Below are 8,893 nucleotides of genomic sequence, written 5' to 3'. Positions count from 1 at the left end.
ACTATTCCAACAAGTAAATCACAAGTCTTCTCAACAGCAGCAGACAATCAACCAGCTGTAGACATTCATGTCTTACAAGGTGAGCGTCCGATGGCATCAGATAACAAAACTCTAGGACGTTTCCAATTGTCTGATATTCCACCAGCACCTCGTGGTGTGCCTCAAATCGAAGTAACTTTCGACATTGACAAAAACGGAATCGTTAACGTTAGTGCAAAAGATTTAGGCACTCAAAAAGAACAAACAATTACCATTAAATCATCTTCAGGCTTAACAGATGAAGAAATTGAAAAAATGGTGAAAGATGCTGAAGCCAATGCTGAAGCGGATAAAGCACGTAAAGAAGAAGTTGATTTACGTAACGATGTTGACTCTTTATTATTCTCAGTTGATAAAACATTGACTGACTTAGAAGGTAAAGTGGACGAAGAAGAAGTCAAAAAAGCAGAAGAAGCTCGTGATGAATTAAAAGCGGCAGTTGAAGCTAATGACTTGGATGCAATGAAAGAGAAACGTGACGCGCTTAACGAAATCGTTCAAGCGTTGACGGTTAAATTGTACGAACAAGCAGCAGCAGCTCAAGCGGCTGAAAACCCAGAAGAAGCTCAAGCAGGAGCAGATGATGTTGTTGATGCTGACTTTGAAGAAGTAGAAGGCGAAGATAAATAAGCATCAAATCAGGGAAGCCAATAGCAAGTTGCTTTTGGCTTTTCCTACTTTTAGGTTTAGAATAATCAGTAAATAGGACATTTTGACAATTTGTTTCGCGAAAAATGGTTTAGTATTTTGTTGATATATGGTATGATTTACTAGGCTCTGGAAACAGAAAAAACTAGAGAATAGATGTGGAGGGAAAACCCATGGCGAAGAGAGACTATTATGAAGTTCTGGGTGTGTCCAAAAGCGCAACAGATGATGAAATAAAAAAAGCTTATCGGAAGCTCTCAAAACAATATCATCCAGATATTAATAAAGAGGCTGATGCGGAAGATAAATTTAAAGAAGTTTCAGAAGCTTATGAGATTTTAAGCGATCCCCAAAGAAGAGCGGCCTATGATCAATACGGTCACGCGAGTACCGACCCTAATTACGGTGGCGGTGGATTTGGTGGCGGCGGCTTTGAAGGTTTCAGCGGCGGTGGCAGCTTTGGTGGTTTTGAAGATATATTTGAATCATTCTTCGGTGGTGGCGGTGGTCGTTCGGCTAACCCAAATGCACCAAGACAAGGATCTGATTTACAATATTCATTGAATTTGAAGTTTGAAGAAGCGATTTTTGGTGTTGAAAAAACCGTTAAATTCAATCGGGAAGATTCATGTAGTACCTGTGCGGGAACTGGGGCAAAACCTGGTACGAAGCCGGAGACATGTTCGAAGTGTCATGGGCAAGGGACGATTAATGTGGAAAGACAAACGCCTCTTGGACGTGTGATGACACGTCAAACATGTGATCAATGTGGTGGCGCTGGTCAAACTATTAAAGACCCTTGTAATGACTGTCATGGAACAGGCCGTGTTAAGAAAAAACACGCGGTTAAAGTAAACGTTCCAGCCGGTGTTGAAGATGGTCAACAAATGCGTTTAGCTGGTCAAGGTGAAGCCGGTGTAAACGGTGGACCTTACGGTGATTTATATGTCGTCTTCCATGTGGAAGAAAGTGATTTATATGACCGTGACGGTTCTGAAATCTATTACGATTTGCCACTGAGCTTTGTTCAAGCGGCACTTGGTGATGAGTTGGAAGTACCAACTGTTCATGGTAAGGTTAAATTGAAGATTCCTGCTGGCACTCAAACAGGTACCACTTTCCGCTTACGTGGTAAAGGCGCGCCTAAGCTACGTGGTAGTGGCAATGGTGACCAACAAGTCTCCGTTAAGATCATTACACCTAAGAACTTAAGCGACACCCAGAAACGTGCGTTAAGAGACTTTGCTGAAGCTGGCGGCGATAAAGTTGAGGAACAAGAAGAAGGTTTTTTCGATAAAATGAAAGATGCCTTTAACTTCGATCAAAAGAAGAAAAAGTAGTATCAAAGGGTTATTCTGTAAGCTTTATTCCATTAGATTCTAACTGAACTAATGGAATAAGGCTTTTTTTGTTTTTCATTCAAGGTTATTATGGGCTAATTTAGTTTTCTTGTAGTAAAGCTGTAGTCAGATAGTCATTGTTTTGTATCATGTTAAGCAATTAGAATGGAGGACTAATAATGTTGTAGGGTGAAGAGGCTCAAACGCGTATCAGGAGTGCCAACCCCCTTTTTGGCTCCAAAAAGAGGGAAAGGGAGTTCCTTTGTGTTATTTGTCACAATGATCGATTATCGGTTAGTGAAAGATGAACTAATTAGATGAAGGACATGCCCGTCAGAAATTAGCTACATTTTCTCAGATGTACATGGAAGATGAAGCGGTTTTGTTAATGAGTGAGGCTCTTGAGAAAAATGCCATTGATGAGTTTGAATACCCGAAAACAGCAGAAGTTGAAAATCGCTGTGTCAATATTATTGCTGATTTGTGGAATACCCCTAAAATTTGCTTGGCGAGATCATGCAGAAGATCTGGGATTAAATGTGATGGCGAAGCCTAATTTGATTATTTCAGCAAGATATTAGGTCTGTTGGGAAAAAATTTGTGTTATTGGAATATTGAAATGCGTGTTGTCCCAATTGATGAGGATATATGAGTCTTAATATTGACTAATCAGCTTCCTTAATTGACGAATACAGAATTGGTGTGGTGGGTGTTTTAGGTATTACCTATACAGAGAAATTTGAGGATATTTCCGCTTTGGATCAACGGATTGGTAGTATCATACGACGACAGATTATCAAGTTTGTATCTACGTATATGCTGCCTCAAGCGACTTTTTCATGCCCTTTGTTAAACCAGAGTTAGTTTGGAATTTTCGTTTAAAAAGTGTTATGTCAATTAATGCTTCTGGCCATAAATAGGGTCTTGTATACCCAGGTGTTGGCTGGGTGTGTGGCGAGATACTCACTATTTACCAGAGGAATTGATCTATAGTGTGATCTACTTAGGTGGCGAAGTCCCAACTAGGCCTATTCATTTTCACATAGCGCCAGCCAGTTAATTGGCCAGTATGATAACTTTTCACGTCTAGGGGTCGAAGGCTATCGGGCGATTCACCAACGGACAAAAGATGTAGCGTTATTTATTTCCAACGAGATTGATAACATAGGGGGATTCGATAGTCAAAATAGGGGAGAAAATCTACCGATTGTTTGCGGCAGTCTAAAAGCCACTGCTGATATAAGTTGGAGACTTTACGAATTAGCCGATCGTTTAGCTATGAAAGGATGGCAAGTTCTCACATATCCCTTACCTGATAATTTAGGAGAAACTGTTATTCAGCGAATTGTTTGTCGAGCAGATTTAGGTTTTAATATGGCTCAGGAGTTTAAAGATGATTTTGTAGCAACCATTGATTACCTTCAAAACGTTAAAATGGACGTGCCGAGTGATAAAACACCTAAAAGTCAGGGGATTACCCATTAAACTGAGGCTTAGTTGAGGGGATTTCTTTTCGGTTATGTTTTTACTGAAAGATATTTTCATTGATTTTGTCGTGGAAATTGGTTATAATCACTAAGTGTAATTATTACGATTTAATCAAAAGGAGTTATAAATGAAGACAATTAAATTAATAGTAATGGCAGTGGTAAGTTTAGTCATCTTAGCTGCCTGCGGTACAACTAAAGAAAATAAGTCAAATGGTAAACTACATGTAGTGACTACCTTTTATCCAATGTATGATTTCACTCAAAACATCGTTGGAGATAATGGGGATGTGTCAGTTTTGATGACGGGAGAAACTGAGCCCCATGATTATGAACCAAGTGCCAAAGATATTGCTAAAATTCAAGATGCTGATGTGTTTGTCTACAATTCAAAAGAAATGGAGACATGGGTTGAGGCGGTTTTAGATAGTATTGACACGGAGAAGACGGTTGTCGTGGAAGCTAGTAAAGGAATTGAGCTATTGGATACGGCTGAAGAAGATCATGAGGGGCATGATCATGCCCATGGGGTTGATCCTCATATTTGGTTGGACCCAGTTTTGGCGCAAAAAGAAGTAGCGACGATCCGTGATGGGGTGTTAAAGGCTGACCCAGAAAATAAAGAAAGTTATCAAAAAAATAGTGACCTTTTCATTGGTCAGTTAAAAGAACTGGACCAGCAATTTGAAGCGCAATTTAAATCAGCCACACAGCGGGATTTTGTTACACAACATGCGGCTTTTGGTTATTTGGCAGCACGTTACGGGCTACATCAAGTATCGATTTCGGGAATTTCACCTGATCAAGAACCTAGTCCAGCTGAATTAGCAACGATAGAAGACTTTGTGAAGGAACATCAAGTAAAGGTAATCTTTACTGAAGAGCTTTCTTCCGACAAAATTGCTACTACTATCGCCAAAGCTACTGGCGCCGAATTAGTGACACTCAATACTTTGGAAGGCTTGTCTAAAGCCCAACAAGCTGACGGTGAGAATTATATCAGTGTGATGGAAACCAACTTGGCGCATTTGAGTAAAGTGATTAAATAGAGCGAACTTTTGGAGAGCAGTTATCGCCTACCATTCGTGAGGCTAAAGGGGGTGGGACTCAAGTCTCACCCTCTTCTTTTAATTATTTGTTAAAGCCAGTTGAAAGGCTAGTAAATCAGAGGAGAAAAGAGTAGTATAAAGATTATCTGTTTTAGTAAGCTCGTGAAAGGAGCAGATCATATGACAATTGGATTTTTGAGACCGACCAAGGCAGTAGTTGACTGTCAGGCTCTTTATCATAATATAAAAAATGAAATGGCGACAATTAAAGATGGTGCGGAAATATTTGCTGTGGTGAAAGCCAATGGGTATGGCCACGGTGCTTTAAAAGTGGCCGAGGTAGCAAAAAAAGCTGGGGCATCAGGTTTTTGTGTGTCCTTACTTGATGAGGCTTTAGAGTTACGTGAGGCTGGTTTTCATGAACCGATTCTGGTCTTAGGAATAGTAGAGCCGAGACATGTGGCTATCTTAGCGCAAGAACGTATTTCGACAACGGCGGCCAGCTTGGAATGGCTGAAAGATGCCAGTCGTTATTGGTATAAATTTGAGTGCGAAGACCCCCTTTTGATTCATGTCAAAATCGATACAGGTATGGGCCGCTTAGGTTTTGTTGAAGAAGTTGATATGCGCGCCGCATTGGAGTTTATCCAAGAACATCCAGAGTTTAATCTAGAAGGTCTCTTTACTCATTTCGCTAAAGCAGACTCAAAAGATAACAGTTATTTTGACATGCAGCAAGAACGTTTTAGGAAAGCACTGGCTATTTTTCCAACGACTATCCGTTACATTCATACGTCTAACTCCGCTACGGCGTTATGGCATGATCACTGGCGCTCAAATATGATTCGTTTAGGTGTTGAAATGTATGGTTTAAATCCCTCAGGGGCTGAGTTGGAACCCCCTTTTAAACTGGAACAGGCTATGTCTTTAATCTCTTCTCTCGTTCAAGTCAAACGGTTGAAAAAAGGAGAACGAATCAGCTATGGAGCTGAGTATCAGGCTCAACAAGATGAGTGGATTGGCACCCTACCGATTGGTTATGCCGATGGTTTTATTCGACATTTTAAAGGATTCAATGTTATAGTCGATGGCCATTACGCGGAAATTGTTGGGCGTGTGTGCATGGACCAGTGTATGATTCGTCTGCCTTATGCTTTGTCTGTGGGAACGAAAGTGACAATTTTTGGCAAAGATGGGGAACTGGTGAACACGTTTCAAGACGGGGCGGAGTATGTTGATACAATTAATTATGAATTACCCTGTATCTTATCGGAACGAGTGCCACGAATTTACATCAATGAAGAGTTGAGTGATGAAGATGCTTGATTTTGTCGGCTCATCAACAATCGAAACAGCGCAAGCCTTATTGGGACAATTGTTAAGATTCGACTCCCCTCAAGGCCTGGTTTCCGGGTATATTGTCGAGACGGAAGCTTACGTGGGCTCAGAGGACGAAGCAGCCCATAGTTTTCAGTATAAACGGACGCCAAAGCTGGAATCGATGTACGCCATTGGAGGCACAATTTACATTTACACTATGCACACCCACAAAATGCTAAACATCGTTACTAAAGAAATAGGGGAACCTCAAGCCGTTCTGATACGTGCCTTGGAACCCTTAGAGAATGAAGAACTGATGATGGTGAATCGCAATAAATTGGGTGTCGAATTAACCAATGGACCAGGTAAATTAACTAAAGCACTGGGTATTACGACTGAGTTAAATGGGAAGGTACTTGGTGACGGATTGGAGATTGTATCGGGTGCCGAGCGCGAGCCCGCAACAATCAGTCAGTCAGCAAGGATTGGCATTCCTAATAAAGGCAAGTGGACAGCGGAGCCATTACGTTTTTTTGTGGGCGGTCACCCTTATGTCTCTCAAATGAAAAAAAGTGACAGGCTTGATTTTAATCAAGTGTGGCAATAACAGTGAAAAAGCAATCAGGAGTAATCTTGATTGCTTTTTTTCGCTAAAAAGAGCAATAGAAATAAGGGGGTTGAACAGTGTTATTGTGAGAAGTCCGTGTAGTGATTGACAAAGGGGAGAGGGTGGACTAAAAATTAACTGTTTCTGGTAGTAACCAATTGGTTGTTATGTCGTTTGGATTTAGTTGCAAAAAATATCAGAAAATGAGTTTAGTCGGGTAGCTACTTAGTGAGTGAGCAGCCGGAAAAAGTAATTAAACCTTAAGCATGGTTCGGATTCAGCAGCTTCGCCATGGAAAAAATATAGGAGGCGAGTAAACGTTTGAGAAACGGGTGGCAGAACTAATGGATCTGGGCGCTGAAATAACCACCTGTGAGAGTAAACAATTGCCCGAGTTTTGGCAAGAAACTTGGGCGAATTATTAGATATACTTAGAGGTATTATCTTATGACGCTAGTAATTTAGATAAGCTATTCCCGGAATACCCCCAAGTGTAGCCTCATAAAGTCAATGAGATGATAAAAGGATTTTCAACGTCTCACTATCGTGTGGAGGTTTTAAAAGTTGAAAGTGTCAGTCAATATGGTCTAGGTTGAAGGTTGCGGAAACGAGCATATTTACACTAGAGAAGAAGTCTTGAGATTTTTTTATGCACGATCTGAGGCGACAGATCGTCCCTTTATTTTCTTGAGTGCCAATGTTAGTGCAGAAAAATTTCAGGAGACCTTGCGTTTTGCTATGGAAGGAGGGTCGAACTTTATGGTGTCTTATGTGGACGTGCTACTTGGGGAGAAGGGCTGCACGCCATTGGTTACAGACGGTTGGGCGCCACCCTCATGGGAGACAAAAGTGGATGACAAAAAAGAAGCTAATCACTAATCTGGCTAGTTTCTTTTTTTTCGTACCGAAAAGATAACAATTTTGTTTAAAAATTGCTATACTGGATGGAGAGCTAAGAATTAAAGAGAGAGTGACTTATCATGTTAGAATTAAAAGATTATTTAAATGCGGGGGAGACAACGGTTTCCAATCTGCTGTTGACCCATTATCATCACCTTGGTCTAAGCAATCAAGAATTTTTATTGTACTTGCAACTATTGCATCATCAGCAATCAGGCAGTGATTTTCCTGATTTATTTGAAATCGGTCAAGGGATTGGTGTGCCCAATGATGAAATATATACACTCCTTGAAGGATTATTGGGAAAGCAAATGATTCGTTTGGTGACGACCCAAAATCACCAGGGAAAGATGGTCGATGCTTACGATTTAACACCTATTTATGAACGGTTAAGCCACCATTTAATTAGCTTAGTTAAACAAACGGACCAACAAAAACAAGAAGCGGGAGTTCAGGAATTATTTGAGCTGTTTGAAAAAGAGTTTGGCCGACCTCTATCACCCATAGAGATGGAAACGATCAGTATGTGGATTCAAGAAGATAAGTATGACCTTGAAATTATCCGTTTAGGTTTGCGTGAAGCCGTCTTAAATCAAGCCTATAGTCTGAAATACATCGATCGCATTTTATTAGGATGGGAACGGAAAAATTTAAGAACTAAAGATCAAGTTTTGACAGAGCAGCGCCGTCGCAAAAAATCGATTTCTGATAAAATCAGTCCGCAAGCAGAAGAGGAAGAATTACCCCAAGTTCCTCTTTACAATTGGGTGGACCAAGATAAAGAATCATCATAAGTAAAAAAGGTAGGCATAAATTATGTTATCAAAAGAAAAAACAATTGAAGTAGTCAATATTATGGCAGAGATGTTTCCAGAGGCTCACTGTGAGCTGACTTATCGCAACCCATTTGAACTGGTAATTGCTGTTTCACTGAGCGCTCAAGCCACAGATGTTTCTGTCAACAAAGTAACACCCGGGCTTTTTGAGAAATACCCAACGCCAGATGCCTTTGTTCAAGCACCTTTGGAAGATGTGGAAAATGCTATCAGAACTATTGGTCTCTATCGCAATAAAGCGAAAAATATCAAAGCCTGTTCTCAAATGTTAATTGAGACATTTAACGGAGAAGTTCCTCGGACGATGGAGGAATTAGTTCAATTGCCAGGGGTGGGGCGTAAAACGGCTAATGTGGTCTTAGGAGAAGCTTTTGGTGTACCGTCGATTGCGGTTGACACCCATGTGGAAAGAGTCTCTAAACGACTGCGAATCGTCAAGCAAAGCGCTAGTGTGTTAGAAGTAGAACAGACCTTAATGAAAAAAATACCGAAGGAAATGTGGACTGAAACCCATCATCGCATGATCTTTTTTGGTCGCTATCACTGTTTAGCCCGAAATCCTAAGTGCGATATCTGCCCTTTACTTAGTCTTTGCCAAGAAGGCAAAAACCGTTTAAATGTAGCGGATAAGAAAAACCCTTGAAATCAACTGATTTCAAGGGTTTGT

Annotated in this window: 10 protein-coding genes; all 10 read left to right on the top strand. The window is 40.7% G+C overall.

From position 1 onward, the window contains the following. Nucleotides 1-669, top strand: a 669-nt coding sequence (locus tag RWN13_RS01915) for an Hsp70 family protein (protein WP_314059900.1), incomplete at its 5' end; no start/stop codon positions are given. 191 nt (nucleotides 670-860) lie between these two features. Continuing rightward, nucleotides 861-2,027: a molecular chaperone DnaJ gene (dnaJ, locus tag RWN13_RS01910; RefSeq protein WP_314059898.1), complete on the top strand. Its 1,167-nt coding sequence runs from the start codon at nucleotides 861-863 to the stop codon at nucleotides 2,025-2,027. 358 nt (nucleotides 2,028-2,385) lie between these two features. Beyond that, entirely contained in the window at nucleotides 2,386-2,583 is a 198-nt protein-coding gene (locus RWN13_RS23600; protein ID WP_399553619.1) for a hypothetical protein, read from the top strand. A gap of 722 nt (nucleotides 2,584-3,305) precedes the next feature. Next, nucleotides 3,306-3,512: a hypothetical protein gene (locus tag RWN13_RS23595; protein WP_399553618.1), complete on the top strand. Its 207-nt coding sequence runs from the start codon at nucleotides 3,306-3,308 to the stop codon at nucleotides 3,510-3,512. Nucleotides 3,513-3,642: 130 nt separating this feature from the next. After that, the gene (locus RWN13_RS01900) at nucleotides 3,643-4,563 is read left to right on the top strand and encodes a metal ABC transporter substrate-binding protein (protein ID WP_314059895.1); all 921 of its coding nucleotides are present in this window, start codon (nucleotides 3,643-3,645) and stop codon (nucleotides 4,561-4,563) included. A gap of 180 nt (nucleotides 4,564-4,743) precedes the next feature. Next, nucleotides 4,744-5,889 (top strand): alanine racemase, encoded by a 1,146-nt coding sequence (gene alr, locus RWN13_RS01895; RefSeq protein WP_314059894.1) that lies wholly within the window; start codon nucleotides 4,744-4,746, stop codon nucleotides 5,887-5,889. Next, nucleotides 5,876-6,490 (top strand): DNA-3-methyladenine glycosylase, encoded by a 615-nt coding sequence (locus RWN13_RS01890; protein ID WP_314059893.1) that lies wholly within the window; start codon nucleotides 5,876-5,878, stop codon nucleotides 6,488-6,490. The genes alr and RWN13_RS01890 overlap by 14 nt, the downstream gene beginning before the upstream one ends. 636 nt (nucleotides 6,491-7,126) lie before the next feature. Beyond that, nucleotides 7,127-7,369, top strand: a complete 243-nt coding sequence (locus RWN13_RS01885) for a hypothetical protein (RefSeq protein WP_314059890.1) — start codon at nucleotides 7,127-7,129, stop codon at nucleotides 7,367-7,369. A 101-nt stretch (nucleotides 7,370-7,470) separates the two neighbouring features. Further along, entirely contained in the window at nucleotides 7,471-8,184 is a 714-nt protein-coding gene (locus tag RWN13_RS01880) for a DnaD domain protein (RefSeq protein WP_314059888.1), read from the top strand. A gap of 22 nt (nucleotides 8,185-8,206) precedes the next feature. Continuing rightward, nucleotides 8,207-8,869, top strand: coding sequence for an endonuclease III (gene nth / locus RWN13_RS01875; RefSeq protein ID WP_314059887.1), 663 nt, complete (start codon nucleotides 8,207-8,209; stop codon nucleotides 8,867-8,869). The last annotated feature ends 24 nt before the right edge of the window (nucleotides 8,870-8,893 follow it).

The sequence above is a fragment of the uncultured Vagococcus sp. genome (assembly GCF_963518325.1).
Classification (GTDB): Bacteria; Bacillota; Bacilli; order Lactobacillales; family Vagococcaceae; genus Vagococcus_D.
This window is presented reverse-complemented; position numbering and strand designations above follow the sequence as displayed.

Bases quoted from the DNA above. Each gene is read 5' to 3' on its own strand.
- dnaJ (WP_314059898.1), top strand. From the start codon at position 861: ATGGCGAAGAGAGACTATTATGAAGTTCTGGGTGTGTCCAAAAGCGCA.
- RWN13_RS23600 (WP_399553619.1), top strand. From the start codon at position 2,386: ATGTACATGGAAGATGAAGCGGTTTTGTTAATGAGTGAGGCTCTTGAG.
- RWN13_RS23595 (WP_399553618.1), top strand. From the start codon at position 3,306: ATGAAAGGATGGCAAGTTCTCACATATCCCTTACCTGATAATTTAGGA.
- RWN13_RS01900 (WP_314059895.1), top strand. From the start codon at position 3,643: ATGAAGACAATTAAATTAATAGTAATGGCAGTGGTAAGTTTAGTCATC.
- alr (WP_314059894.1), top strand. From the start codon at position 4,744: ATGACAATTGGATTTTTGAGACCGACCAAGGCAGTAGTTGACTGTCAG.
- RWN13_RS01890 (WP_314059893.1), top strand. From the start codon at position 5,876: ATGAAGATGCTTGATTTTGTCGGCTCATCAACAATCGAAACAGCGCAA.
- RWN13_RS01880 (WP_314059888.1), top strand. From the start codon at position 7,471: ATGTTAGAATTAAAAGATTATTTAAATGCGGGGGAGACAACGGTTTCC.
- nth (WP_314059887.1), top strand. From the start codon at position 8,207: ATGTTATCAAAAGAAAAAACAATTGAAGTAGTCAATATTATGGCAGAG.